General features: G+C 67.8%; 28 protein-coding genes. 20 read left to right on the top strand and 8 right to left on the bottom strand.

Features of this window, described 5'->3' with window-relative positions:
• Window positions 1-43: 43 nt before the first annotated feature.
• Window positions 44-1,444 (bottom strand): recombinase family protein, encoded by a 1,401-nt coding sequence (locus tag AC5RVV_RS05895; protein WP_494000445.1) that lies wholly within the window; start codon window positions 1,442-1,444, stop codon window positions 44-46.
• 31 nt (window positions 1,445-1,475) lie between these two features.
• On the opposite strand from AC5RVV_RS05895, the gene AC5RVV_RS05890 reads away from it, so the two are divergent.
• The 17 genes from AC5RVV_RS05890 to glmM all read left to right on the top strand — a co-directional run bounded on the left by AC5RVV_RS05890 (window position 1,476) and on the right by glmM (window position 16,493).
• Window positions 1,476-1,652 (top strand): hypothetical protein, encoded by a 177-nt coding sequence (locus tag AC5RVV_RS05890; protein ID WP_494000444.1) that lies wholly within the window; start codon window positions 1,476-1,478, stop codon window positions 1,650-1,652.
• Window positions 1,653-1,917: 265 nt separating this feature from the next.
• Window positions 1,918-2,235 carry a flagellar FlbD family protein gene (locus tag AC5RVV_RS05885; RefSeq protein ID WP_494000443.1) on the top strand — a complete coding sequence of 106 codons (318 nt, stop codon included), beginning with the start codon at window positions 1,918-1,920 and terminating at the stop codon, window positions 2,233-2,235.
• Entirely contained in the window at window positions 2,236-3,057 is an 822-nt protein-coding gene (locus tag AC5RVV_RS05880) for a motility protein A (protein ID WP_494000442.1), read from the top strand.
• The gene (locus AC5RVV_RS05875; protein WP_494000441.1) at window positions 3,054-4,145 is read left to right on the top strand and encodes an OmpA/MotB family protein; all 1,092 of its coding nucleotides are present in this window, start codon (window positions 3,054-3,056) and stop codon (window positions 4,143-4,145) included. The genes AC5RVV_RS05880 and AC5RVV_RS05875 overlap by 4 nt, the downstream gene beginning before the upstream one ends.
• A gap of 142 nt (window positions 4,146-4,287) precedes the next feature.
• Window positions 4,288-5,205 carry a flagellar motor switch protein FliM gene (locus AC5RVV_RS05870; protein ID WP_494000440.1) on the top strand — a complete coding sequence of 306 codons (918 nt, stop codon included), beginning with the start codon at window positions 4,288-4,290 and terminating at the stop codon, window positions 5,203-5,205.
• Window positions 5,202-5,900 (top strand): flagellar motor switch protein FliN, encoded by a 699-nt coding sequence (fliN, locus tag AC5RVV_RS05865; protein WP_493979153.1) that lies wholly within the window; start codon window positions 5,202-5,204, stop codon window positions 5,898-5,900. Before AC5RVV_RS05870 ends, fliN begins: the two co-directional genes overlap by 4 nt.
• Window positions 5,901-6,647, top strand: a complete 747-nt coding sequence (locus AC5RVV_RS05860) for a FliO/MopB family protein (protein ID WP_494000439.1) — start codon at window positions 5,901-5,903, stop codon at window positions 6,645-6,647.
• Between the two features lie 14 nt (window positions 6,648-6,661).
• The gene (gene fliP / locus AC5RVV_RS05855; protein WP_494000438.1) at window positions 6,662-7,513 is read left to right on the top strand and encodes a flagellar type III secretion system pore protein FliP; all 852 of its coding nucleotides are present in this window, start codon (window positions 6,662-6,664) and stop codon (window positions 7,511-7,513) included.
• Window positions 7,514-7,515: 2 nt separating this feature from the next.
• Entirely contained in the window at window positions 7,516-7,791 is a 276-nt protein-coding gene (gene fliQ / locus AC5RVV_RS05850) for a flagellar biosynthesis protein FliQ (protein WP_494000437.1), read from the top strand.
• On the top strand, window positions 7,791-8,552 hold the full coding sequence (locus AC5RVV_RS05845) for a flagellar biosynthetic protein FliR (RefSeq protein ID WP_494000436.1): 762 nt from the start codon (window positions 7,791-7,793) through the stop codon (window positions 8,550-8,552). Before fliQ ends, AC5RVV_RS05845 begins: the two co-directional genes overlap by 1 nt.
• Window positions 8,553-9,731, top strand: a complete 1,179-nt coding sequence (locus AC5RVV_RS05840) for an EscU/YscU/HrcU family type III secretion system export apparatus switch protein (protein WP_494000435.1) — start codon at window positions 8,553-8,555, stop codon at window positions 9,729-9,731.
• Window positions 9,731-11,785: a flagellar biosynthesis protein FlhA gene (gene flhA / locus AC5RVV_RS05835; protein ID WP_494000434.1), complete on the top strand. Its 2,055-nt coding sequence runs from the start codon at window positions 9,731-9,733 to the stop codon at window positions 11,783-11,785. Before AC5RVV_RS05840 ends, flhA begins: the two co-directional genes overlap by 1 nt.
• Window positions 11,760-13,274, top strand: coding sequence for a hypothetical protein (locus tag AC5RVV_RS05830; protein ID WP_494000433.1), 1,515 nt, complete (start codon window positions 11,760-11,762; stop codon window positions 13,272-13,274). The genes flhA and AC5RVV_RS05830 overlap by 26 nt, the downstream gene beginning before the upstream one ends.
• 62 nt (window positions 13,275-13,336) lie before the next feature.
• Window positions 13,337-13,603, top strand: a complete 267-nt coding sequence (gene csrA / locus AC5RVV_RS05825; protein ID WP_494000432.1) for a carbon storage regulator CsrA — start codon at window positions 13,337-13,339, stop codon at window positions 13,601-13,603.
• Window positions 13,604-13,949: 346 nt separating this feature from the next.
• Window positions 13,950-14,393, top strand: coding sequence for a 50S ribosomal protein L13 (gene rplM / locus AC5RVV_RS05820; protein ID WP_493979145.1), 444 nt, complete (start codon window positions 13,950-13,952; stop codon window positions 14,391-14,393).
• Between the two features lie 37 nt (window positions 14,394-14,430).
• Window positions 14,431-14,925, top strand: a complete 495-nt coding sequence (gene rpsI / locus AC5RVV_RS05815; protein WP_493979144.1) for a 30S ribosomal protein S9 — start codon at window positions 14,431-14,433, stop codon at window positions 14,923-14,925.
• 203 nt (window positions 14,926-15,128) lie between these two features.
• Complete coding sequence (gene glmM, locus AC5RVV_RS05810; protein ID WP_494000431.1) at window positions 15,129-16,493, top strand: phosphoglucosamine mutase; 1,365 nt, start codon at window positions 15,129-15,131, stop codon at window positions 16,491-16,493.
• Window positions 16,494-16,580: 87 nt separating this feature from the next.
• Here the strand turns inward: glmM and AC5RVV_RS05805 are convergent, their stop codons facing one another.
• From AC5RVV_RS05805 to coaA, 4 genes are all read right to left on the bottom strand, one after another.
• The gene (locus tag AC5RVV_RS05805; RefSeq protein ID WP_494000430.1) at window positions 16,581-17,561 is read right to left on the bottom strand and encodes an SMP-30/gluconolactonase/LRE family protein; all 981 of its coding nucleotides are present in this window, start codon (window positions 17,559-17,561) and stop codon (window positions 16,581-16,583) included.
• A 166-nt stretch (window positions 17,562-17,727) separates the two neighbouring features.
• Complete coding sequence (gene mscL / locus AC5RVV_RS05800) at window positions 17,728-18,126, bottom strand: large conductance mechanosensitive channel protein MscL (RefSeq protein WP_494000429.1); 399 nt, start codon at window positions 18,124-18,126, stop codon at window positions 17,728-17,730.
• A gap of 101 nt (window positions 18,127-18,227) precedes the next feature.
• On the bottom strand, window positions 18,228-19,157 hold the full coding sequence (locus AC5RVV_RS05795; RefSeq protein ID WP_494000428.1) for a M15 family metallopeptidase: 930 nt from the start codon (window positions 19,155-19,157) through the stop codon (window positions 18,228-18,230).
• 1 nt (window position 19,158) lies between these two features.
• Window positions 19,159-20,136 carry a type I pantothenate kinase gene (coaA, locus tag AC5RVV_RS05790; protein ID WP_494000427.1) on the bottom strand — a complete coding sequence of 326 codons (978 nt, stop codon included), beginning with the start codon at window positions 20,134-20,136 and terminating at the stop codon, window positions 19,159-19,161.
• 151 nt (window positions 20,137-20,287) lie between these two features.
• Between coaA and glmS the strand changes: the two genes are divergently transcribed.
• Window positions 20,288-22,189 (top strand): glutamine--fructose-6-phosphate transaminase (isomerizing), encoded by a 1,902-nt coding sequence (gene glmS, locus AC5RVV_RS05785; protein ID WP_494000426.1) that lies wholly within the window; start codon window positions 20,288-20,290, stop codon window positions 22,187-22,189.
• 240 nt (window positions 22,190-22,429) lie between these two features.
• On the top strand, window positions 22,430-22,780 hold the full coding sequence (locus tag AC5RVV_RS05780) for a holo-ACP synthase (RefSeq protein WP_494000425.1): 351 nt from the start codon (window positions 22,430-22,432) through the stop codon (window positions 22,778-22,780).
• Between the two features lie 32 nt (window positions 22,781-22,812).
• Here the strand turns inward: AC5RVV_RS05780 and AC5RVV_RS05775 are convergent, their stop codons facing one another.
• The gene (locus tag AC5RVV_RS05775; protein WP_494000424.1) at window positions 22,813-23,373 is read right to left on the bottom strand and encodes a dihydrofolate reductase family protein; all 561 of its coding nucleotides are present in this window, start codon (window positions 23,371-23,373) and stop codon (window positions 22,813-22,815) included.
• Window positions 23,374-23,605: 232 nt separating this feature from the next.
• Between AC5RVV_RS05775 and AC5RVV_RS05770 the strand changes: the two genes are divergently transcribed.
• The gene (locus AC5RVV_RS05770) at window positions 23,606-23,995 is read left to right on the top strand and encodes a VOC family protein (protein WP_494000423.1); all 390 of its coding nucleotides are present in this window, start codon (window positions 23,606-23,608) and stop codon (window positions 23,993-23,995) included.
• 12 nt (window positions 23,996-24,007) lie between these two features.
• Here AC5RVV_RS05770 and AC5RVV_RS05765 read toward each other — a convergent pair whose 3' ends face one another.
• Together AC5RVV_RS05765 and AC5RVV_RS05760 are read right to left on the bottom strand one after the other, a co-directional pair.
• Complete coding sequence (locus tag AC5RVV_RS05765) at window positions 24,008-24,391, bottom strand: hypothetical protein (protein ID WP_494000422.1); 384 nt, start codon at window positions 24,389-24,391, stop codon at window positions 24,008-24,010.
• 15 nt (window positions 24,392-24,406) lie between these two features.
• Window positions 24,407-26,086, bottom strand: a complete 1,680-nt coding sequence (locus tag AC5RVV_RS05760) for a glycoside hydrolase family 10-like protein (RefSeq protein ID WP_494000421.1) — start codon at window positions 26,084-26,086, stop codon at window positions 24,407-24,409.
• Window positions 26,087-26,329 lie beyond the last annotated feature (243 nt).

Here is a 26,329-nt window from a genome sequence, read left to right as displayed (position 1 = left end):
CGGAACGGACGGACGCGGCAGCGGCCGGAGTACCGCCGCGGCGTCATAGTTGCCAAACGGGCTGAATTCGTGCCGGGTCCAGCGCCCGCGCTCCCGGCGTCCCCGGCAGAATGGTCGCGTAGTCCAGAACGGCCTTGATGATCGCGGCCTGCCGGTCGAGGTTCAGCGTCTCCCATGTCTCCTTTATGCGCCCTCCGGTGCCGATCAAGCCGTCCAGAGCGGTCGAGTTCGACGCCATCGCCAGCTGACGCTCGGTGGCCTTGATCCGAGTCTCGATGGGCCCGCGCGCAGCCTTCCACTCCGCGGATGAAATTTCCTTGGCCGCCCACAGTTCCGAGAGTTCTTTCATCTGGCTCCGGTCTGCCTCCAACTCTGTCAGCAGCTTGCTTTGCAGCTCGTCCGCTGCCCGACGCCCCGTCAGAGCATCAGACATCTCCGGTGTGTCAAGGCGCATAAGTACGGCAGCGGCAAGAAACTCTTCCAGTGGCGGAGCCACGATCGTGATGCCTCCGCAGCCTCCGTGGTCCGGACCTGACACGCACACGTAGCGGCGGGATTCTAAGCGGGCGGCGGAGAACAGCTTGTTTCCGCATTTTCCGCAGCGCAACAGGCCCGACAGCACGTAGCGGCGCGGCGCTCGGGTGTTCGTGCGTTTCTTGGTTTCGAAGCGGGCGAGGATCTGCTGCCGCTGTTCCGGGGTGATGATTCCTGCCCATTGAGCGTCCGCAACCACGACGCCTTTGTGCTCGCGCAGCCCGGCGATCCGTGCCGACTTCAGGAGCGCGTTTAGCGTCATGGTCTGCCATAAGCCGCCAGCGGTGGTCTGCACTCCTTCCTCATTGAGCCAAGAACAAATTGAGCGTGAAGATTCCCCAGCCAGGAACCGGGCCACAGCCTGACGCAGGATTTCAGCCTCGGCATCGTTCACCGTCATGCGGTCCTGCTCGTACCCGAAGGGCCGATGGTGGCCGCCGTTAGGTAATCCCTGCTCCGCCAGCTGGCGGGCCTTGCGCTGGAGGCGCTGGGACTTCCGCCCGGACTCCTTGGACGCAATGGCCGCCAGGATGCGGGCCATGAACAGGCCGTCATCGTTACCAAGGTCAATGTCAGCGGTTACCGACTTCACCTGTGTCACCCCGGCCTGCTCACACAACCGGGTGAACTGCTCCAACTCCATCGGCTGCCGGGTCAGCCGGTCCATGTTGTAAACAATCACGGCATCCCGGTACCCCTCGGCAAGGTCAGCGAGCATCCGCTGGTACTGGGGCCTGGGTTTCCCCTTGTAGGCGCTGATGTCGTTGTCGACGTACTCATCCCCGACCGTCCAACCGTGGTCCGCGGCGAGCTTGCGGCAGTCCTCCAGCTGGCGCGTGACACCCAAAGCCTCCCCTGACTGGTCCGAGGAGATGCGGGCGTAGATCGCGGCGGAACGGGGTAGTTTCATGGGGTCAGACTAGCAAGACGCCACTAACGGGGTGTGCCTCTGCCTGCTCCACCACGACCTGATCGAGCAAGGCAACTGGGAGATCAACGTCGTCGACGGCATCCCCTGGTTCACCCCGCCGGACTACATCGACCCGCGCCGCAAACCGCTGCGCAACACCTACTGGCACACCCACGTCCCACCCCAACCACTCCAAGCCACTGGATGATGAGGCAGGTCTCCCGCGATGCCCGCTGTCCAGTCTTGCTACGGGAGCTACGGGATGAATCACCACCCAGACAGCAGCTGAGGCCTTCTTTAGGGTCGCTGAGTGAATGTCTTGCTGTGGCAAGACCCGGAATCAGGATCAAGTCCAGCCACTCTCCGCGTGACGCGCGCGACAAGTGGGCTGGGCAGCTAACCGCGGGGCGCGCGCGGCCGAAGGTAGTAGGTAGCGGCTCACCGGAGCCCTCGAGAGACCTGGGACGGGGCCAATGATCGTAGTAACGCGGCTGAATGACAGCCAGTTTGCGGTCAACCCTGACCTGATTGAGCGCGTCCATTCCAACCCGGACACCACTTTGGTGATGGTTGACGGCGCCAAGTACATCGTCACCGAGACGATGAGCCAGGTCATCGAGATGATCGCCAGCTACCGCGCCTACGTGCTGCACCTGGCCCGTGAGCTGCCGCCTTCAGTCCACCAGCACGGTCACCCCCAGCTCGGCCTCGTGCCGCCAGCCGCCCCGGCCCCCGGAGACGACTCCGCGGACCCCGGCAACACTGTGCCGCTGCGCCCTAGGAATACGTAAATGGATCCCGCAACACTTATTGGCCTCCTGCTGGCCTTCGGCTCGCTCTATGCCATGATCACCCTCGAGGGCGCCCACGTCTCGGCGCTCCTCATCCCGGCTCCCATGATCCTGGTCTTCGGAGCAACTATCGCCGTGGGCTTGGCCAGCACCACCCTCAGGGACGGCCTGCACGCCTTCAAAGCGTTGCCCCGGGCTTTCACCGGCAAGGTGGCGAAGCCCCAGACGGTCATTGACCGAGTCGTCGAGCTGGCCGAAAAGGCGCGCAGCGAGGGCCTGCTGGCACTGGACGCAGAAGCGACCGAGGAAAAGGACCCGTTCATGCAGCGGGCGCTGCAGAACATCGCCGACGGCACCGACGGCGAGGAACTGCGGATCCTTCTCGAAGACGAGATCAGCACGAAGGCGCGCGCCGATCGCCAATCCTCCAAGTTTTTCATGGGCATGGGCGGCTACGCCCCGACCATCGGCATCATCGGCACCGTCGTATCGCTGACGCACGTGCTGGAAAACCTCTCCACCCCGGACACCCTCGGACCGATGATTGCGACGGCGTTCGTCGCCACGCTGTGGGGATTGCTCTCCGCCAACTTCATCTGGCTGCCGATCGGCGGCAAGCTGAGGCGCTTGGCCGACCTGGAAACCGAGCGCATGACCCTGCTGATGGAAGGCATGCTGGCCGTCCAGGCCGGCAGCCAGCCGCGGCTGTTGGGCGAACGCCTGCGTGCCATGGTTCCGGAGCATGAGATGGGCGCGGGGAAGCCGGCCAAGGAAGGCAAATCCGGGAAGTCCGACGACAAGCCTGCGGTCAAGGCAGCATGAAGTCGCGGCGCCCGCGCCGGCCTCTCGGCGCGGAAGAGGACGAGCACCCGGACGAGCGGTGGATGGCCTCCTACATGGACATGGTCACCGTGCTGATGTGTATGTTCATCGTGCTCTTCGCCATGTCCACGGTGGATGCGGCAAAGTTCGAGAAGCTGGCCAACTCGTTGGCCACGGGTTTCGGCGTGGAACGCACGCAGGCGGTCGACACGGCCGAAGGGGTAGTGGTCCCGTCTGAACTCATTGACGAGGAGGGCCAGGGGTTTACCAGTGGCGACGCCGAAGAGGACACCGAGGGTGAACTGAAAACCGATCTCGACGTGGCCATCAAGGAAGTCAACGACCTGCGCAACATCCAGGCAAAGATCACCAAGGGGCTGCAGGAAGAAGGCCTTGAAAAAGCTGTCCGCTTCCAGCTTGACGAGCGCGGCCTGACCGTTCGCCTGATCGGCAGCGAGACCTTCTTCGAGCCCGACTCGCCGGTGCTCACCCGGCAGACCATCAAGATCCTGAACGTGGTGGGTCCGGTGCTGAGGCCGGTCGGCTACGAGCTGAAGGTGGAAGGGCACACGGCCCAGGTGCGCCACCTGGACCCGAACGCACTGGACTGGGAGCTTTCCTCGGAGCGTGCCGTGAACGTGCTGCGCCATCTGGTGGAAGACAGCGGCGTGGTTTCGAACCGCATCTCCGCGGTCGGGTTCGGCGAATCCAGGCCGCTGACCCGCAGCGGGAGTGATGCAGATCTCGCCATGAACCGCCGCGTGGACATTGTGGTGCTCTCCGGCCAGCCGGAGGCCATCCGCAACCTGATTCCCGAAGTCATGAAGGATCCTGCCGGTGCCGCTAAAGAGGCCGCCGCGGAACGTGCGGAATTGGCCAAGAAGGCCGCCGAAGCTGAATCTGCGGAAAAGGCGGAGGCCGAGTCGGCTGAAACCGAAGCCCCTGAGGACAAACCTGCCGAGCGCGTAGCAGGCGAACCGGGTAAAAGCTCCGGGCGCGACGTGGTTACCGGTAGTGGCCGCAGCGGCGGCCCGGGGCCGGACGCCACCTACGCGCCGGCGCCCGGCGGGGCATCCTCCGACCACTGAGCGCCCGCCTCTGGCACCGGCCGGCCGGCGTTGGTAGTCCTCCCACTGAGCGCCCGCCTCTGACACGGCCGAGTTGGACGTGCGGCGGGGCACCCCACCCGCATTATCCAAACTCCTAACATGCCGAACCACGCTGCCGATAGTGCCTGCTGTGACGGTCCAGGAACATGCGCACTCTAGCGCGCCCGAAAAGCCGGCCAGAGCCGTCGAAGTTTACGACTTCCGGCGGCCGACCACCCTGGCGCGCGAGCATTCCCGCGTGCTGGAGTTGGCCTTCGAAACATTCGCCCGACAGTGGGGCACCCAGCTGACTGCCAAGGTCCGCGTGATCTGCACGGTCACGTCGGAGCAGGTCCAGATGCAGACCTACGACGAGTACGCGGCCTCGTTGCCGGCCAGTACTGCGATGGTTCTCTGCGCCCTCGATGACATCACCGGCAAGGCCGTGATCCAGTTTCCGACCAAGGCCGCGATGACGTGGGTCGACCATATGCTGGGCGGCAACGGCAGCCACGACTATCCGGACCGCAAGTTCACGCAGATTGAACAGGCCCTGGTCAGCCGGTTGATGGAGGATGCGCTGGAGGACCTGCGCTACTCGCTGGGTTCCCTGCTCACCACGCCCATCAGCCTGGACCAGATCCATTACAACTCGCAGTTCGCGCAGGCGGCGGCCACCAACGACCTGATGATCGTTGCCACCTTCGAAATCCGTGTCGGCGACCTGTCCGCGCCCGCCACGGTCGCCATCCCGGCCGAGGTACTGCTGACCCAGCTGCGTGATTCGTTCGCGATGAGCAGCCCGGCCAACGCGCGAAAACTGCTGGAGACCCAGCTGGTGCAAATCCCGGTGGACGTATCCCTGCAGTTCGCCCCCATGCGCGTCCGGCCCGGCCAGGTCCTGGACCTAACCATCGGTGACCTGCTGCCGCTGCCGCACCCGCAACACCGCCCGCTGGATGTTGCCGTCAACGGCGAACGGCTGGCACACGCCGCCGTTGGCGCCAACGGCAACCGCCTGGCCGGAGTCATTGTTACAACCGAGGAGAACGCCCGATGACACAGACCCAGACCCTTCAGGCTGCTGCCGCCGACGCGCTCCTGGGGCTGCTGCCCACCAACACGCCGCTCTACGCAGTGCGCCAGGATGAAGGCGGGCCGCTGCCCGGGCAGGTAGCCTCCGCCGTCGTCGGGTCCTTCGTCGGCGGTACCTCGGCCGACGTGGCCTTGGTGGTGGCCGACCAGGCCGCGCTGTCCGCCGCCGCGGGCACCGATTCCCCGCTTGTTTCGGCCGCCGACCTGCTGCGCCCGGCGCTGGAAGCGGCCACCTCTGTGCTCGGCGCCGGGGTGCTGGGGGAGGCACGCGTCGGCAACGCCGCGGCACTGTTCTCCGATCCGGAAGCCGCCGTCTTCAAGCTCACCGGCGGCGACGGCGAGGCCGGCGGCTGGTTCGCCATCCGGCTGCGCGAGAACCCGGCCGGCCACGGCGCCGACGACTCGGTGTTGGCCAAGCTGGGCCGCATCAACAACGTCGAAATGGCCCTGACGGTGGAAATCGGCCGCACGCGGATGTCCGTGCGCGATGTGCTGAACCTGGAACCGGGCGGCGTGATCGAACTGGACCGCTCGGCCGGCGCCCCCGCCGACGTGCTGCTCAATGGCCGCCTGATCGCCCACGGCGAGGTCGTCGTCGTCGACCAGGACTACGCCGTGCGCATCACCAAGATCCTCGACGTGCCCGAAGGACTCCTCTAAATGGAGACAGTCGTCCTTGCCGTGCGGGTAGCGCTCTCGCTGGCCGTGGTGCTGGGGCTGCTCTGGGTGCTGCAGCGCCGCTTCAGCCGTGGCGCCCGCACCGGCGCCCGCAAGCTGGTGCGCGTGGTGGAACGCCAGACCATCGGGCCCAAGGCCGCCGTCGTGGTGGTCGACGCCGACGGCCAGCGCTTCGTGCTGGGCGTGACGGACCAGGCGGTGCACGTGCTGGACAGCCGCGAAGCGCCGGTCGAAGAGGCCGCCGAGCCCGCCCACCGCGCCCCACAGACCGCGGCGGACAGCTTTTCCCGGCTTTTGGAGCTGGCCACCGGCCGCGCCTCGGGCGAGGTCCAGGCCGGTGGGGACGTCACGGCCCCATCGGGGTCGGTCGACGCCGCCGTCGCCGCCCGTCCGGCAGCACCTTCCGACGGCGACGCCGGTGTCCCTCGCCGCGCGGCCCGTCGTGCCCCCGCTATGCCCGAGCCGCCCGTCGAACAAACGTTTCAAGAGCACCGTGACGTCGCGCAGGAGTTCGACGAGCCGCACCACGACGGCGACGTCATTCCCCTCCGGCAGGCCGGGCTGTATCCGATCGACGGCGGACGGCGTTCCGTTCGCACGGGCCGCCGGGCGTTCCGTCCGGCCGGCTGGCAGGAGCAGGCTCCGGATTCCCCGCTGGCCGGGTCCATCTTGTCTCCGTCCACCTGGAAGCAGACCGCCGAAGCCCTGAAGCAGGTCCGTTCGCGTTGAGAAGCACCGGCATCATGGCCTTGACGGCGGGCCGCTGGCCCCGTCTGGCCACCGCAGCATTGCTGGCATTACTGCTGGCAGTGGCCTTTGCCGTCGCCGCCGCCATCCTGAGCGCGCCGTCGGCCTTCGCGTCGCCGGTCGCCCCGGTTCCCCCCGTTGACCCGCTGGCCCCCGTGGAACCGGGCTCGCCGGACGGCGACGGCGGGTTCTCGGTGGAGATCAACGGGCCCAACGGCACGCCGTCGTCCGCCGTCATCACGCTGCTGGGCATCACGCTGCTGTCGGTGGCCCCCGCGCTGCTGCTGATGATGACGTCCTTCACCAAGATCTTCGTGGTGCTGGCGATGACCCGAAACGCGCTGTCCCTGCCCTCCATCCCGCCGAACCAGGTGCTGGCCGGGCTGGCACTGTTCCTGTCGCTGTTCATCATGTGGCCGGTGCTGACCCAGGTGAACGAGCTGGGCGTCCAGCCGTACATGGAAGGGACCACGGACTTCACGGATGCGGTGGGCGCCGCCGCCGCTCCGCTGCAGAACTTCATGCTGGCGCACACGCGCGAAGAAGACCTGGCGCTGATGATGCGGGCGGCCGACCTGCCCAACCCGGAGAATCCCGAGGCCGTGCCGCTGCAGACCCTGATCCCGGCGTTCATGATTTCCGAGTTGCGCGCCGCGTTCATCATCGGGTTCGTCATCTTCGTGCCGTTCCTCGTGATCGACCTGGTGGTGGCCTCGGCGCTGATGTCCATGGGCATGATGATGCTCCCGCCGGTGATGATTTCGCTGCCGTTCAAGATCCTGCTGTTCGTGCTGGTGGATGGCTGGGGCTTGATCATCACCGCCCTGGTCGGAAGTTACGGTACCTAGCCGTGGATACAAACGCCGTCCTCGACATCGGCCTGCAGGGCCTGCTGGTCGCCGCCAAACTCTCCGCCCCGGTGCTGGTCACCGCGCTGGTGGTGGGCTTCGCCGTCTCCCTGGTCCAGTCCATGACACAGATCCAGGAAATCACGCTGTCCTTCGTGCCCAAGGCCGTGGCCGTGGCCGTGGCGCTGCTGATCTGCGGACACTGGATGATTTCCGAGATGGTTTCCTTCACGCAGGAGATGTTCGAGAAAATCCCCGGCCTGCTCGGCGGCGGATAATGAACATCCCGCTCGACCAGGCGTGGATTGAGGCCACCATGCTGGCAGGTGTCCGCATGGTGGCTTTCCTGCTGATTGCCCCGCCGTTCTCCTACGGAGCCATCCCGGCCCGCATCAAGGCGATGCTCGGCGTCGGACTGGCCCTGGCGGTGTCCCCGCGGGTGGCCAACGGGTACGAGCCGATGAGCACGGCGGGATTCTTCGGCGCGCTGGTGCTGGAGATCCTGGTGGGCGCCCTGCTGGGGTTCCTCGTGCTGGTGGTGTTCTCCGCGGTGCAGTCGGCGGGCACGTTGATCGACCTGTTCGGCGGCTTCTCCATGGCGCAGGCGTTCGACCCGCAGTCGATGGTCAACGGCGCGCAGTTCACCCGGCTGTTCCAGATGGCCGCGCTGGCGCTGCTGTTCGCCTCCGACGGCTACCAGTTGATCATTGGCGGGCTCGCGCGCAGTTTCACCGCGCTGCCGCTGGGCGGGGGAGTGGACCTGGCCGAGCCGGTGCAGCTGATCATCACCGGTGTGACGCAGATGTTCCTGGCGGCGGTGCAGATTGCCGGACCCCTGCTGGTGGTGCTGTTCCTGGCCGACGCCGGCCTGGGCCTGCTCACCCGGGTGGCCCCGGCGCTGAACGCGTTTGCGCTGGGCTTCCCATTGAAGATCTTCCTGACCCTGACCCTGGCCGGCGTGGTGTTCGTGGCGCTGCCGCGGATTGTCTCCTCGCTCGCAGGACAGGCCGTGACGGCACTGACGGGGGTGGTGGGCTAGATGTCGCAGGACACCTCCGAAGAACGAACAGAGCAAGCCACCGCCAAGCGGATGAAGGAAGTCCGGCAGAAGGGCCAGCTCTCCAAATCCCAGGACCTCACCGCGTGGCTGGGCGTGGGCGCGGCCGCGTTGATGCTGCCGATGACCATCGGCAGGGCCTCCCAGGCCGGCACCGACCAGATGTTCACCGTCACGCGGATGATCCAGTCACCGGACCCGGGGCTGGTGGTCAAGGCGCTCGAGGACGGCCTGGGCACGATCATGTACACGCTCACGCCGATGTTCCTGGCCGTGGTCGCCGTGATCATCGCGGGTGCGGCGCTGCAGGGCGGCATCCACTGGAAGAAGTTCAAACCCGAGACGCAGCAGTTCAACCTGGTCAACGGGCTGAAGAAGGTGTTCGGCCTGCAGGCGCTCTGGCAGGGTGCCAAGGCGCTGCTGAAGACCGTGGTGGTGGGGCTGGCCCTGTACTTTGTGATCCAGGGGCTGGTCCCGGTGCTGATGACCGCCGGCGGGCTCTCGGTCGGATCGCTGCTCGAGGCTGCGGGCGGCGGCACCGCCGGGCTGCTGCAGACCGCGATCATCGCCGGCCTGGTGCTGGCCGCGCTGGACGTGATGGTCGTGATCCGGCGCAACCGCAAGAAAACCCGGATGACCAAGAAGGAAGTCCGCGACGAGAACAAGAGCTCCGAGGGCGATCCGCTGATCAAGTCGCAGCGGCGCTCGCGGCAGTTGGCGATGAGCCGCAACCGCATGATCGCCGCGGTGGGAGGCTCCGACGTCGTGCTGGTCAACCCGACCCACTACGCGGTGGCGCTGAAGTACGAACCGGGAAAGTCGGCGCCGCGCGTGGTGGCCAAGGGGGCGGGCAACATTGCCGCCCGCATCCGCGAGGAAGCCGAAACCACCCGCGTGCCGGTGGTGCGCGATGTCCCGCTGGCCCGGGCGCTGCACGGCGCCTGCGAGATCGGCCAGGAAATCCCCCTGGAGCTCTACAACGCCGTGGCCCGCGTGCTGGCCTTCGTCATGAGCCTGAAGGCCCGCGGCACCTCAGCCAGTACAGCCGCAGGCGTCCACACTATGGCGGAGCCGGCCATGACCGACGCCGACGCTGCCGCCCACGCTTCAACCCGGCAGGGCCGCCGAGCCTTGTCCCTACCGTCACCCGGAGGTGACTGATGAACCGCAACCTCTCCAAGCTCGCCGTCCCGATCGGCGTGGTGGGCATCGTCCTGCTGCTGGTGGTGCCGATTCCGGCTGGACTGCTGGACGTGCTGATCATCGTGAACATCCTGCTGGCGCTGGTGATCCTGCTGACCACGATGTTTGTGAAGAAGCCGCTGGACTTCTCCGTGTTCCCGTCGCTGCTGCTGGTGGCCACGCTGTTCCGGCTGGGCCTGAACGTGGCGTCTACCCGGCTGGTGCTGGGCGACGGCTATGCCGGGCAGGTGATCGAGGCCTTCGGCCACGTGGCCGTGGGCGGCTCGATCATCATCGGCGCGGTGGTGTTCCTGATCCTGGTGGTCATCCAGTTCGTGGTGGTCACCAAGGGCGCCGAGCGCGTGGCCGAGGTGGGGGCGCGCTTCACGCTGGACGCGATGCCGGGCAAGCAGATGGCGATCGACGCCGACCTGAACGCCGGGCTGATCACCGACGTGCAGGCCCGGGAACGCCGTGCCGCGGTATCCGCCGAAGCCGACTTCTACGGCGCGATGGACGGCGCGTCGAAGTTCGTCAAGGGCGACGCGATCGCCGGCATCATCATTATCATCATCAACATCGTCGGCGGCATCGCCATCGGCATGCTGCAGCGCGGCATGGAAATCGGCGACGCGGTCAGCACCTACACCCTGCTGACCATCGGCGACGGCCTGGTCACGCAGATCCCGGCGCTGCTGATGGCCGTGTCCACCGGCATGGTCGTGACGCGTTCGAATGCCGACTCCGAAATGGGTTCCGACGCCTCCGACCAGCTGACCCAGTCCCGGCAGGCGCTGATGATCGCCGGCGGCGCGGCCATTCTGCTGGCCCTGATCCCGGGCATGCCCAAGATCCCGTTCATCCTGGTGGGCGCGTTCCTGATCTTCATGGCGCAGCGGCTCAAGGCCACCGAGGCGGCCAAGGCCAAGGACGAAGACGCCGCCGCCGCCGAGGCGGGTCAGGCGGCTCCCGCTTCGGAGACTACCGAGGACCTGATTGAACAGATGCGGGTGCACGCGCTGGAGATCCAGCTGGCCCCGGACCTGGTGGATTTGGTCTCCGGCGCCTCCGACGACCTGCTGGCGCGGGTGCGTGCGCTGCGCCGGAAGATAGCCATGGAACTGGGCGTCGTGGTGCCGCCGGTGCGCACCCGCGACAGCATCGACCTGCCGATGTCCACCTATGTGATCCGGATTGCCGGCGTGGAGGCCGGCCGCGGCGAGGCCCCGGCCGGCAAGGTGTTGGCGCTGGGGGACAACCTGGAATCGCTGCCGGGCATCGCCACGGTGGAGCCGGTGTTCGGGTTGGCCGGCAAGTGGGTCCCGGCGGAGATGCGGCACAGCGCGGAGATGGCGGGAGCCACCGTGATCGACCGGGTCTCCGTGCTGGTCACCCACCTGTCCTCGTTGATCTCCGCCAACGCCGCCCGGCTGCTGACCCGTGAGGACGTGCGCGTGCTGACCGAGGGTGTGAAGTCGGTGAACCCGTCCGCGGTGGACGAACTCACCCCGTCGCTGCTGTCGCTGGCCGAGGTGCAGCGCGTGCTGCAGGGGCTGCTGGCGGAGCAAATCCCGATCAACGACCTGCCACGCATCTACGAGGCGCTGGCGCTGAAGGCCAAGTCGTCCACCGACCCGGAGGGGCTGGTGGAGGCGGCCCGGCAGGCGCTGGGCCCGGCCCTGACCGCGCAGTACCTGGACGGGCAGTTGCTGCGGGTGATCATGATCGATCCCACGCTGGAGCAGTCCATGCTGGAGGGCATGCGCCCGTCCGAGCACGGCACTCAGATCCTGCTCTCGGTCGAGCGGACCGAAGCCGTGCTGGCCTCGCTGCGGGATGCGCTGGAGAAAGTGGAAGCCAACGGCCTCACCGCGGTGCTCGTGTGCGCGCCCGCGCTGCGCCCGGCCATCCGGCGGCTCGTCTCGGCGCAGGCCGGGGGACTTCCGGTACTGTCCTATCAGGAGGTCACCTCCGCCAGCGTGAAGATCGAGACCGTGGGGGTAGTACGTGTCGGCCAGACGGCTGCAGCTTAAGGGCGCTTCCCTCCAGGAACTCAAGGCCAAGGTCCTGGCCGACCACGGACCCGACGCGAAGATTGTCGCGGCCGAGAAGGTCACGGTCGGCGGCATCCGCGGCTTCTTCGCCCGCGAGCACTACGAAGTCACGGTGGAACTGCCGGCCTCGGCCGTGCGCGGCCAGCATGCCCTGGACCAGAAGGCCCGCGCCGGAATCGCGGCGCTGCTGGCCGACGCCGAGCGCACCGAATCCAGGCTGCACGGCAAGGCGCCGGAACTGCACGTCTCCACCCACACCGACCAGTTCGCGGTCATCATGGACAACCTGACCCTCAACACGGCGCGGCCCACCCGCCTGCCCAAGGGCGCCCGACTGGAGGAACCGCCGCCGGAGGCTGCCGGGCAGGCGGAGCGCCCCGGAGCCGCGGCGGCAAGGCCCGGCTGGGGGCGGCGGCGGAACGACCCAAAGCCCCCGAAGGACGCTGCAGCAGATTCCGGCGGCGCAACCGCGCCGGGACCCGGGGCCGGGGCAGGGGCCCTGGAAGCCCCCGCCACGGCAGTCCCCGTTGCGGAAGGCTCCGCCTGGGCAGCGGCCGTCGGGGAAGTCGCAGCCGCAACCCCGGCGGCTTCGGCGCTGCACGCAGCAGCCCAAGCTGACGCCTCCCGGGAGGCCGCCGGACCCGCCAACCCGACGGCCGGGACGGGTCGGCGCGCGGCGGCCCGAGCCACTGAGGCCGGGGCGTTCGTGGCGGAGCGGGCCGGGCAGGCGGGGCAGGACGATGAGGCCGGGCAGGCCGGGCAGTCGGGCGGGGCTGCCACCGAACCGGCTGCCCGGCGCTCGGCTCTCACCGGCGGCGACGCGGGCTCCGGCGCGGGCGCCGGCGTCGTCGTTGGCGCCGTCTTGGAGGATGGGCTGCCGCCGGCAGCGGAGGCACAACCCGCCGCCGCCGAAAGGGCCCGCCGGCCGGCCGTTCCGGTGCCGCTCTACGGGCCGGGGGACCTGGTGCTGGTAATCGGCCAGGGGGATATTGCCTTGGAGGCTGCCAACTCCATGGCTGCCGCGGCCCCGGCTGTCAACGGTGCGCCCTCGGAGGCCGCCGACTGGATATCGGGCGGCGGCAACATGGTGAAGATGGCCGGTGCGCATGCCGCCGATGTCCGGCGACCGGTGCAGGACCGGAACAGTGCGATCGGTGCCCGTGCCCGGGGCGTGGAGCGGGGACAGAGCGTGTTCGTGGCCTTTGGCCTGGGCCAGGCGCTCACGCCGCCTGTGGAGATGCTCGCGCTGCTTCCGGCACTGGGGGCGGACCAGATCTGGCTGGCGGTGGACGCCCGGCGAAAGGTCGAAGACACCGACCGCTGGGTGCAGGCCGTGCAGCGGGTGGTGGTTCCCGACGGCCTGGCGGTCACCGGAACGAGGCACACCGGCTCGCCCAAGACCGTGAACACCCTGGGGGTGCCGGTGGGTTGGGTGGACGGCGCGCCGTCCGAGACCGCCTGGCTCTGACTGCCGCGGCGGGTCGAGCGGGCCTGCCCAGGCGCCAAGTTCAGCTGCGATAGAGTTGACGCGTGCTGGTGCTGACGCGAAAACCCGGAGAGCGGATCCTGATCGGTGACGATATTGTCATCACCGTGCTGGACGCCCGCCGCGACGGCGTCCGCCTGGGCATCGAGGCCCCGCGCGGCGTGAAGATCCAGCGTGATGAGGTGGTCCAGGCGGTCAGCGAGGCCAATATGGCGGCCGCCCAGAGCGGCCCGGAGGCCGAGGAACGCATCAAGGCCCTGCTGGGACTGAACCTTCCCGGCAGCAGCGGCCCCGGCATCCCCGGCAGCTGATCCGCTCGCCGGCAGCCCCACCGGTGCCGGCAGCTACCCGTTCACGGGCGGGGCCAGGGGCACCGGCCAGGCACCGGCGTCGTCGTGCTGTTGTGGCCTTTTTGACCTAACCCGGCACGGCAGGATAACCTTGGTAGTCGTTGTGCGTGTCCAACCTCGATACGCTATGTCCGTGTGGCGGCCCAGTTGCAGGGCCAACCTGGTCCACGGAAATAGCCGAGACTTTCTGGGCCACTGGTTACATTTCAGTCCTCACCTGAAGTTCCGGTAGCGCATCACCAACTTTGCGCGTGTGTTCTGTGAAGAATGCGCCGCTACCTTAGAACACCAAACGAAGGCAAAAACCGTGCGTACGTACACTCCGAAGCCCGGCGATATCAACCGCCAGTGGCACGTCATTGACGCCACCGACGTCGTCCTGGGTCGTCTTGCCAGCCAGACCGCAACACTGCTGCGCGGAAAGCACAAGCCGACCTTTGCTCCTCACATGGACATGGGCGATTTCGTCATCATCATCAACGCTGAGAAGGTCGCCCTGACCGGCGCCAAGCTCGAACAGAAGCGTGCCTACCGCCACTCCGGGTTCCCGGGTGGCCTGTCCTCCGTCAACTACGCCGAACTGCTGGAGAAGAACCCGGTTCGTGCAGTTGAGAAGGCCATCAGGGGCATGCTGCCGAAGAACTCCCTGGCTGCCCAGCAGCTGTCCAAGCTGAAGGTCTACACGGGTGCCGAGCACCCGCACGCTGCCCAGCAGCCGAAGACCTTCGAAATCACCCAGGTCGCCCAGTAGCGCCGGCCACCACTAGAAACTTAATTCAAGGAGCATCGTGGCTGAAGAGCTGAACACCGCTGCTGAGGGCGAAACCCTCACCAGCTACACCTCGGAATCATCCGAGGTCACCGAGACCGCCAAGAAGGAACGCCCCGCCCTCACCGTAGGCGGAGGCGCCGTGGGTCGCCGCAAGCAGGCTATCGCCCGCGTACGTCTGGTTCCGGGTGCCGGCAACTGGACCATCAACGGCCGTGAGCTGGCGAACTACTTCCCGAACAAGCTGCACCAGCAGGAAGTGAACGATCCGTTCAAGATCCTGGATCTGGAAGGCGCGTACGACGTCATCGCCCGCATCCACGGCGGCGGCCCCTCCGGCCAGGCCGGTGCGCTGCGCCTGGGCGTTGCCCGTGCGCTGAACGAGATCGACCGCGAGAACAACCGCCCGACCCTGAAGAAGGCCGGTTTCCTCACCCGCGACGCACGCATCATCGAGCGCAAGAAGGCTGGCCTCAAGAAGGCCCGCAAGGCGCCGCAGTACTCGAAGCGCTAAACCGCTTCCGAAGCTTTTGCTTCCACGCGAGGTCCCGCAGCATGGCTGCGGGGCCTCGCGTGTGTTTAAGCGGCCATAGCGAGGGGGCGGGCCGGGGTGTAAGGCCGCTTGCGGCGGGGTCAGAAGCCAAAACAGGGCGCAGCACGCGGCCGCCGGCGGGAGGTGAACCGGCTCCTTGGTGCGCTGCCGTAAAATAGGTCGCGATGTCTAGATTATTTGGTACCGACGGAGTCCGCGGACTGGCCAACGGATTGATCACTGCAGAGCTGGCGCTCGAGGTCGCGCAGGCGGCCGCAGTGGTCCTTGGCCACCGGCAAGTTGAAGACGGCAAGCGCCCGACGGCGGTGATCGCCCGCGACCCGCGCGCCAGCGGCGAGTTCATCAGCGCCGCCGTGGAGGCCGGCCTCGCCAGTGCGGGCGTCGATGTCTACGACGCCGGGGTGCTGCCCACCCCTGCGGCCGCTTACCTGGTGGGGGACCTGGCGGCCGACTTTGGCGTGATGATTTCCGCCTCGCACAATCCGGCCCCGGATAACGGCATCAAGTTTTTCGCCCGCGGCGGGCACAAGCTGCCGGACGAGGTCGAGGACGCGATCGAGCAGGAGATGGCGCAGCCGCGCGTCCGGCCCACGGGCGCAGAGATCGGACGTATCCAGCGTTTTGCAGACGCCGAAGACCGCTACATCCTGCACCTGCTGCAGACCCTGCCTTCCCGCCTGGAGGGCCTGAAGGTGGTTCTCGACTGCGCGCACGGCGCGGCCAGCGGCTGCTCGCCGGAGGTGTTCCGCGCCGCCGGTGCGGACATTGTGGTGATGGGTGCCGAGCCGGACGGGCTGAACATCAACGACGGCGTGGGGTCCACTCACCTGGAGAAGCTGCAGGCCGCCGTCGTCGAGCACGGCGCTGACCTGGGCATTGCCCACGACGGCGACGCCGACCGCTGCCTGGCTGTGGACGAGCGCGGCAACGTTGTGGACGGCGACCAGATCATGACTATCCTGGCGCTGGCCCTGCGCGACGCCGGCCGGCTCAAGGACGATGTCCTGGTTGCCACGGTCATGAGCAACCTCGGCATGAAGCTGGCCCTGCAGGATGCCGGCATCCGCATCCAGGAAACCGCCGTGGGCGACCGGTACGTGCTGGAATGCATGCGCGCGCACGGCTACTCGCTGGGTGGCGAACAGTCCGGGCACGTGATCTTCTCGGAGTACGCGACCACCGGCGACGGCGTCCTGACCGGGCTGCAGTTGGCCGCACAGGTGGCCAAGTCCGGCAAGCCCCTCTCGGAGCTGTCGCAGCGGATGGTCCGGCTTCCCCAGGTCCTGATCAATGTCAAGGACGTGGACAAGTCCGGGGTCGAAACCAACCAGCCCCTCCAGCAGGCCGTGGCTGCCGCGTCCGCCGCGCTGGGTGGGACCGGACGGGTGCTGCTGCGCCCCTCCGGCACCGAGCCGGTCGTGCGCGTGATGGTCGAAGCCGCTGACATGGAAACCGCCCAGGCAACCGCCGAGGAGCTGGCCCGGACCGTGAAGGCGCACCTGTCGCTGGAGGCGGCCGCCGCCGAGTAGGGGCGCCGCCGCAGACTGGGCGGGCGGGAAGCCGGTCCGGCGGCCGGCGGACCTGCCGGGACCCAAGGACCGCGTGCGGGGCAGCCATCAGCGCCGGGCCTTCACCAGCACCACCTCGTAGCTGTCCGCCGTCGGCGGGTTCCCGGTGTCGAACTTCGCGTTCACGACGGCGAGTCGGCGGCCGAACAGCGCGGCGGTGGTCGGGGTCTGGAAAGCGTCACTGGTGATCACGGACCGGACCTCCCCGGAGTCAATCCGGCGGTCCAGCCTGATCACGCTGATCTGGTTGTCCATGTTTTGGACCGCCCAAAGCCAGCGGCCCTTCAGCACCAACCCGTCGACGTTGGGGACGCTGACGCCGGAGATTTCGGCGCTGGCACCGGTTTCCGGGTTCACGGTGTATAGCGCAGCGTTGGCCGAGTGGGCCACAATCAGCTGCCGCCCGTGGTCGGCCGCCACTATGCCGTTCAGGTTGAACGCCGCGGGGGTTTCCGCGGCAGGGCCGCTCAGTTGCAATGTCCGCGGGCTGCCCAGCTGCCCGCGGTGGCCGATCGGCACGAAGTACAGCTCGCCTTCGCGCGAGTTCGTAAACCAGGCGCCGCCCCGGCCAAGGGTTACGTCGTTGATGAAGGAGCCGGCGGGGTCGTTCAACTGGAACTCGGCCACAGGTTCCGCGGTCCGGGTGTTGTAAACATAGGCCTTGCCGGTAGGTCCGCCGGCCACGAAGAGCAGGTTCCGCCGCGTGTCGGCAGCCATGCCGACGGCGAACCGGCCGTCCGGTGCGTCGATGAACTTCTCGGCGGTGCCCCGCCGTACGTCGCCACGGAAGATATCGCCCGCCAGCAGGTCGCCGGCGTAGAAGGTGCTGCCACGGCCGGCGGCGATGCCCTCCGCGGACGTCGCGTCCGGCAGGTCGATGATTCGGTCCGTACACTCCGGTGACGAGCCGTGGGTGCCGGCGACAACGTGGCCGGCGGAAGCCGGCAGCCCCGTCAGCATCAGGGCGACGGCGGTCAGCAGGGCGGCGGCACATCGTGCCGCCAGGGAAAGGGGGAGGAGGGGTCGCATGGAGGTTCACCTGATTCTTGCGCGATGGTGTCGGGAGTTCCCTCCAGCAGGCTCCCGATGGTGATGCTCATAGCGTACGCCGGGCCGGCGGAAACGTCAGGCCCTCCCGGCGGCGCTGCCCGAACGGCCGGCAGCGGCGGTAGCGGCCCGCTTCCGGACGTCGCCCTTACGCCTGGTTGCGTGCCTGCAGTGCGTCCCGAATTTCGGTGAGCAGCGCGACCTGAGGGTCGACGGCCTCTTCTTCCTTGTTGATCCCCAGGCGGCGGTTGCGCCGCTCGATCATGTGGTTCATCGGTGCCACGATGACGAAGTAGATCGCCGAGGCGATGAGCAAAAAGTTCACGATGGCGGTCAGCAGGACGCCGAACGCGACGTTGTTCCCGTTGAAGTTCCAGAGCAGGAAACTGTCGAAATTAGGCGAGCCGACCAACCCGGCGATGAACGGCATCAGCACGCTGTTGACCAAGGCGTTGACCACGCTCCCGAAGGCCCCGCCGATGATCACGGCCACGGCAAGGTCAATGACGTTGCCCTTCATGATGAACTCTTTGAATCCGTTTATCATGTGGCCAATGTAGCGCCTCGGGGCAGGGACCTGGGGGCGCGGGGGCAGGGACGGAGGCCGCCCCGGGATGAGGCCGCCGCAGGATGGGTGGCTGCGCCCGCTCACGAATAGCGGGCGGCTCCGGGTAACCCGAAGTACTCCTCGAGCGTCTCGATGCCCCGTTTGGCCATGTCCGCGGCCACTTTCTTTCCCACGTAGCGCAGGTGCCAGGGTTCCGGCGAATAACCGGTCATGGCCTCGGCGCCGGGCCGGTAGCGGATGATGAATCCGAAGCGGGCGGCGTTGTGTGCCGCCCAGTTGCCCGCCGCCGTGTCGGCGAAACACTGCTGCAGGTTGCAGACCCCGGTGGCGTCGCCGATGTCCAGGGACAGCCCGGTTTGGTGCTCCGAATAACCGGGCCGCGCCGAAATCATGTCCGCGGCGGCCTCGCTGCCGTGTTGCCGGACCCAGTGGTTGTAGGTGCTGGCCTGCGTCGCGTAGGACCGGAACCCGCTGATCATGATCATGAACGCGCCGTCGGCGGCGGCCGCGTTGAACATGTCCTCGGTGGCAGTTGCCACAGCGTCCCGCAGCAGCGCCGATTCCCCGCCCGCGCCCAGGGCCACCGCCGGCTGGCGCAGGTCTCCGGGGTAGTAGTCCAAGGGATCGAGCGGACGGGCCTTGTTGACGACGACGGCGATGCTCGCCGGATCTGTGTGGTCCTCCCCGGCGGCCGCGGCGCCGTCCTTCTTGCCGCCCCCCGCGCCGTCCTTCTGGCCGCCGTCCGAGGCCCCGCCCTTGCTTCCGCCGTCCTTCCGGCCGCCGCCGGTGGCGTCGCCGTCTTTCTTCGGAGCCTTCGGGCTTTGTTCGGGGACCGGAAGGGACGTGGTTTCCTCGGCCGGGGTCGGTGCCGGTGCAGTCGGTGCGGCCGTCGCCGTGCCGGCGGACGCGGCGGGAGGCGGAGCGGTTTCCCCCGCCGGGGCGCAACCGGTGAGCAGGGCCAGCGCGGCGGCCAGGCCGGCTGCGAGCACCGGCGCCCTCAGAACGGCCATGTCAGGTTTTCCGCAGCAGCATTCTGCGGATCGAGTGGTCCGCGTCCTTGGTGAGCACCAGCTGTGCCCGCCCGCGTGTCGGCAGCACGTTCTCCCTCAGGTTCGGTTCGTTGATCCGCCGCCAGATGCCCAGGGCCGTCTCGGTGGCCTCCTCGTCCGTGAGCGAGGCGTAGCGGTGGAAATAGGATTCCGGATCCGTAAAGGACGTCCGCCGCAGTTTGTGGAAACGGTTGACGTACCACTGCTCAATATAGGACGTCTTGGCATCCACATAAATGGAGAAGTCGAAGAAATCGCTGAGCGCCAGCCCGGTGCGTCCGTCCGCCCGCGGGCGCGCCGGAGCCAGGACGTTCAGGCCCTCCACGATCAACACATCCGGACGGTGGACCACCACTTCCTTGTCCGGCACGATGTCGTAGGTCAGGTGCGAATACCAGGGCGCATGCACTTCCTCTGCCCCGGACTTCACCTCGGACACGAACCGCAGCAGCGCCCGCTGGTCGTAGGACTCGGGGAAGCCCTTGCGTTCCATCAGCCCGCGCCGCGCCAGTTCGGCGTTGGGGTAGAGGAAACCGTCGGTGGTGACCAGCTCCACGTTCGGGGTGTCCGGCCAGCGCCGCAGCATCTCGCGCAGCACGCGGGCCGTGGTGGATTTCCCGACGGCGACCGATCCGGCCACGCCGATCACGAACGGTGTGCGGCGGCTGGTTTCGCCCAGGAAGGTGGTGGTGGCCTTGTGCAGCTCGCCGGCCGCGCCCACATACAGGTTGAGCAGCCGGGAGAGCGGCAGGTAGACCTCGCGGACCTCGTCCAGGTTCAGGGCATCGCCCAGGCCCCGGAGCCGCTCGATATCGTCCTGGTCCAGGGGCTGTTCAATCTCGTTGGACAACCGGGACCAGGTCTGCCGGTCCAGCTCCACGAATGGTGTGAAGTTACTCTCACCGTTGGACGCCGTCGTCTTCGGTGTCGCATCAGTCACCTATGAATTGTGCCTGCTGCGGGATTCAAATCCCAAAAGGCGCCCCGCTGCGGCGCGGCGGATTGCCCCGTCCCGCCTTCGCAGCGGCCGCCGGGATGGCGTGCGGAACCCTCTGTCGGTGACGGTCCCGCGGGCAGGTACCCTTAATCCCATGTGTGGAATCGTAGGTTATGTTGGCCGCCGCGACGGCGGGGCCGGAGTCAGCGCTGCTGATCACAGCGCCCTGGACGTCGTTCTCGAGGGCCTTCGCCGCCTGGAATACCGCGGTTACGATTCCGCGGGAGTGGCAGTCATCTCCAGCTCCGGGATCGAGGCGCGGAAGAAGTCGGGCAAGCTGAGCAATCTGCTGGACGAGCTCGAGTCCGCCCCGCTGCCCGAGTCGCTGACCGGCATCGGCCACACGCGCTGGGCCACGCACGGCGGCCCCACCGACGAAAACGCGCACCCGCACCTGGCCGACGGCGACAAGCTCGCCGTGATCCACAATGGCATCATTGAGAACTTCGCCGAGATCCGTGCCTCCATGCTGGCCAAGGGCCACACGTTCCGCTCGGAAACGGACACCGAGGTGGCCGCGGTGCTGCTCGGAGACCTCTACCGGTCTCTGGTTGCGGAGGATCCCGCCACCGCGACCCTGGCCAAGGCCATGCAGCTCGCCTGCCAGCGGCTGGAGGGCGCCTTCACCCTGCTGGCCATCCACCAGGACCAGCCCGACGTCGTCGTGGCCGCACGCCGTAACTCGCCGCTCGTAGTCGGACTGGGCGAGGGCGAGAACTTCCTGGGCTCCGACGTCTCCGGCTTCATCGACTTCACCCGCCGCGCCGTGGAGCTGGAGCAGGACCAGATCGTGACCATCACCCCCGACTCCTTCGAGATCACCGACTTCTTCGGCAACGCCGCCCAGGGCACCGAATTCGAGGTGAACTGGGATGCCGCCGCCGCGGAGAAGGGTGGCTACCCGTCCTTCATGGAGAAGGAAATCAACGACCAGCCCGAGGCGGTCGGCCAGACCTTGCTGGGCCGCTCGGACCTGCACGGCAGGCTGACCCTGGACGAGCTGCGGATCGACCCGGAGCTGCTCAAGACCGCCAACAAGATCATCGTGCTGGCCTGCGGCACCTCGGCCTATGCCGGCCAGGTGGCGAAGTACGCGATCGAGCACTGGTGCCGCATCCCGGTGGAGGTCGAACTCTCGCACGAGTTCCGGTACCGGGACCCGATCGTGGACGCCAACACCCTGATTGTGGCCATCTCTCAGTCCGGAGAGACGATGGACACCCTGATGGCCGTCCGGTATGCCAAGGAGCAGGGGGCCAAGGTCCTCGCCATCTGCAACACCAACGGTTCGACCATCCCGCGCGAGGCCGACGCCGTGCTGTACACCCACGCCGGACCCGAGATCGCCGTCGCCTCGACCAAGGCCTTCCTGGCGCAGATCACCGCAGCCTACCTGCTGGGCCTCTACCTGGCGCAGCTGCGCGGGAACAAGTTCCAGGGCGAGATCAAGGACATCCTGGCCGACCTGGGCAAGATCCCGGCGAAGATCCAGAGCGTGCTGGACAACGCCAAGGACATCAAGGACCTGGCCGTGCTCATGGCCGAGAGCAAGTCGGTGCTGTTCCTGGGCCGGCACGTCGGCTTCCCCGTCGCCATGGAGGGCGCGCTGAAGCTTAAGGAGCTGGCCTACATCCACGCCGAAGGCTTCGCCGCAGGCGAGCTCAAGCACGGGCCGATCGCTTTGATCGAGGAAGGCCAGCCGGTCTTCGTGGTGGTACCTTCGCCGCGCGGCCGCAACTCGCTGCACGCCAAGGTCGTCTCGAACATCCAGGAAATCCGCGCCCGAGGCGCCAAGACCATTGTCATCGCCGAGGAAGGCGACGTCTCCGTCAAGGACTTCGCCGAGTTCGTCTTCTACGTTCCCGAGACGCCGACGCTGCTGGCTCCGCTGCTCACCACGGTCCCGCTGCAGATCTTCGCCTTGGCACTGGCGACGGCCAAGGGCTACGACGTGGACCAGCCGCGCAACCTGGCCAAGAGCGTCACCGTCGAGTAGCAGGCAGTTGGCAGGCATGTCCACCCGGTTACTCTTCGCGGCGCCCCGGTCTCCGTACAACAGGATCGGGGCCTGCTCCGTTCCCAGACGTCCAGTCCGCGCCCGCCACGCGGCGCTCCGGCGCCGCGTCCGGCTGCTGTCCGTGCCGCCCGTGCGGTGCACCCTGATTTCCACCGGGGAGCCGGTCCTGGCTCCGCGGTGCGCCCGCTCGCCGTGGTCGGTTCGGGCGGGAGCCGAAGAATGATCGTGGGCATCGGCGTGGACGTGGTGGAAGTTTCCAGGTTCCGCCGGCAGTTGCAGCGCACCCCGGCCTTGCTGGAGCGACTGTTTACGCCCGCGGAACGCGAGCTCAACACCCGGTCCTTGGCCGCCCGCTTCGCCGCCAAGGAAGCGATCGCCAAGGCACTGGGGGCTCCGGCCGGCATGAACTGGCAGGACTGCACCATCTGTGTCGACGCGGGGGGAGACCCCTACCCGGAATTCACCGGCACTGTCGCCGCGGCGTCCGCGGCCAGGGGTGTGAAGTTCTGGCACCTGTCCATGAGCCACGACGGCGATCTGGCAACTGCCATGGCGGTCGCCGAGAAGTAGCGGCCGGCAGCCGGGCGCGCGTCGGGGCCGGGCTAACGTTCCACCCGATAGTGCAGGTACACGACGCCGTTGCCGAAGCGGCGCTCGTCCAGCAGCTCGAGCCCGACTCTCAGGTCCTCCGCCAGAAAGCGCTTCCCGCCGCCCACCACGACCGGCGAGACGAAAAACAGGCATTCATCGACCAGTCCCGCCGCGAAGGCGTGGCCGGCCAGGTCGGGCCCGCTGATGCTCAGGTCCGCCGCTGCCGAGGCCTTCAGGCGCCGCACCGCCTCCGGCTCGAATTCCCGCTCGATCCGGGTTCGGGCGCTTGAAACCGTCTGCAGGGTCCGGGAATAGACCACCTTGTCCTTCCGCAGCCACGACTCCGCGAAGGCCCGCTCGACCGGGGAAACCTCCGGGCCGTCGGGCACGGTTTCCCAGACGGCCATCACCTCGTACATGCGCCGGCCGAAGAGATAGGTGCCCACCCGTCCCTCCAGATCGTTGACGAAGGAATGCACCTCCTCGTCGGGAACGCTCCAGTCGAAGTTGCCGTCCCGGTCGGCAATGTAGCCGTCCAGCGACATGATTGCGGAATACAGCAGCTGTGCCACGATGACTCCTGGGCTATTGGGCAGGGCGGGGGAGGGTCCGCCCATTGTTCCCCAACCTTGCGCATCGGCGGAAGGCCGGGGCTGTCGTTCCGGCCCGCTGCGCTGTTCCCCCTTGCTCCGCCGTCGCGATCGCCGTCGGGCGGACCGGTGCCGGGCCCTGTTCCGGGCAAAGCGTGCGATGTATCCTGACAGCCGGCGCCCGCCGCTCGCCGCACATTGAGGGGGAAGAGCCGTGCCAGCATCGGAGCAGTACGCCAGCGTCCGCTACCTCGTAGATGACGTCGGGGCGGCCGTGAACTTCTACACCGGTCATTTCGGCTTCACCGTCAACATGCGCTCGCCCGCCTTCGCCGACGTGACGCGGGGGCCGTTGCGGCTGTTGCTCTCCGGGCCGGCAAGCTCGGGGGCGCGCGCGACCCCAACGGATTATGCGGCCGCCGGGCGCAACCGCATCCACCTGGTCGTGCAAGACCTGGACGCGGAGATCGACCGGCTGCGCGGGGCGGGACTGTCGTTCCGCAGCGAAGTGGTTGCCGGTCCCGGCGGACGTCAGATACTGCTCGCCGACCCGGCTGGAAATCTGGTGGAACTGTTCCAGCCCGCAGGGCAGGGGGCAGGGTAACGGCGCCCGTCTTCAGCTGCCGCCCAGGCTTCTGACGTACGCATACGCCTCGTCGACGACGCTGAGCCACTGTTGCCCGGCAGCCGACGCGTCGCCGGCAGCCGACGCGTCGTCGGCGATCGCCGGGAAGGCCACCCATTCCTTCATCGTCCGACGTCCCATGGTGACCGGTTCCGCCGCTCCGGAAGCAACAAACTCTTCCGCGCGCTGCCGCGGAACCTTCACGATCAGCCGGCCGCCGTGGCCGAGGAACGCGAAGATCTTTCCGGCCACCCTCAGCCCGTCACTGCGCAACATCGTGCCGCGTTCGACCAGCGGGTCATCCGCAAACCGGCGGGCGAGAGTCTCCAGCAGGACGAGGCCCTGGTCGCCGTCTGATGGGGAGGCAGGCGTCATGGCTTCGTCCCGGCGTCAGGCTCGGATGAAGATGGCGGATGCGGCCGCGGATTCGACCATGAGGTCGCTCATGCCGACCACAACGTACCAGTACGTTCGTCCCCGGACGGCGCCCGTGTCCACGAACCTTTCGGGATTGCCGCGGCGGCGGTGCACGCGCCGGAGGGCTCCCGCCTGCGAGGGAATGAACGCCGCCGCGGCGCCGTCGGACTCCCAGCGGTAGATGGCATAGTGCCTCGGCAACGTCCCGCTCGTCGCCCCCCGCCAGACGAGTTCGACGCCGGTTCCGTTCCACCGGGCGCTGACGATCAGCGGCGAGTAGGGTCGCTGGGCGCCCAGGTGGGACATCACCGGGGTCATCGCCACGCGCCGGTAGAACTTGTCCTGGACGAGGCCGATGCCGCCCAGCCGATTGGCCCGGACGGACTTGGCGGAGAAGTAAACCTGGCCGCGCACCGCCGGCGTGGCCCGGCATTTCGCCGTGTGGTTGTAGAGCTCGCGGGGGTCCTGCCAGTCGGCCCCCTGGGCGGGGTCGCCCACCTTGTAGGCCGCCTCGCCGATGTAGAGCTTGCAGACCGTGCCGCCCACCTGGGCCGCCCACCAGTTGACCAGGGTGTTGTAATCGGCAGCCGGGTTCCCCTGGTGCCAGTACAGCTGCGGGACCACGTAGTCCAGCCAGCCTTGTTTGACCCAGAGCCGGGAGTCGGCGTACGTGGCGTCGTAGCTCTGCAGGCCGGAGGTGGCGGAGCCCAGGCTGTCGGTCGATCGGTTGCGCCAGATGCCGAAGGGGCTGATGCCGAACAGCATCCGCGGTTTGGCCGCGAAGATCGCGGCGCTGAGGTCGCGGACGAAAGCATTGACGCTGCGCCGCCGGAAATCCGCCACGCTCTCGCCGGCCAACCGGTAGGCATTGTAGGCAGCGGAGTCCGGGATGGTTTGCCCGGCGACCGGGTAGGGATAGAAGTAGTCGTCGAGGTGGACGCCGTCCACGTCGTACTTGGCAACGACTTCGGTGATCACCTTGATGATGAAGCTGCGGACGGCGGGGATGCCGGGGTTGTAATAGCGCCGGCCGCCGTAGGCGAAGCTCCAGCCCGGGTTTTTCCGCGCCGGATGCCAAGAAATCAGGTCCGCCGGGTCCGCCGTCATGGACACACGGAACGGGTTGAACCAGGCATGCAAATGCAGGTTGCGGGCATGCGCCTGGCCGATCGCGTAGGCCAGCGGATCGTACCCGGGATTCCGCCCCTGGGTGCCGGTCAGGTAGCGGGACCACGGCTCTCCCGCCGTCGACGGCCAAAAGACGTCTGCTGCGGGACGGACCTGCAGCAGCACGGCGTTGAGGTTTCGGCTGCGGGCAAGGTCCAGCCAGCTGCGCAGTTCGGCCTGCTGAACGGCCGCCGACAGGCCGGGGCGCGACGGCCAATCGATGTTCAGCACGGTCGAGAGCCAGAAGCCCCGGAACTCGTGCTTGGGCGCGTCCGTGACCCGCGCCCGTTCACGGGCGGTAATGCGGTAGACCCGGTTAATGACCGCCGCCGCAAGGCTGACCTCCAGCGTACCGCCGGGGGCCGTGGCCGCGCGGGAGAGGCTGCCGCCCAACAGGCCTGCCGCGCCGAGCACGGTGAGGGCGGTCGCCGTCGTGAAGTGGCGCCGGGAGACGGCGCCTGTGGAACCGGAACCGCTGCCAGTCATGGCCAGCCCTGCCTCACGAGAACCTGATGGTAGCTCAACGATACGCCCGCATTCGTGCCGCCGACAGTGGCGGAAACCGTGATGCCGACAGTGCGGAGAGCGTGACACGGGCCGGCGGGTGGCCGTGGCCGGGCCCGGCGCCAGGGTGTGCCGCCGCCCGTGTGTTCAACGCAACGCGCGCCGGGGCAGCGGGCCGGAAACGCCTGCCGCGCCGCCTCGGGTGGCCCGCCGGGCGGACAACCG

This window comes from Arthrobacter sp. MDT2-34-1 (assembly GCF_059091365.1).
This window is presented reverse-complemented; position numbering and strand designations above follow the sequence as displayed.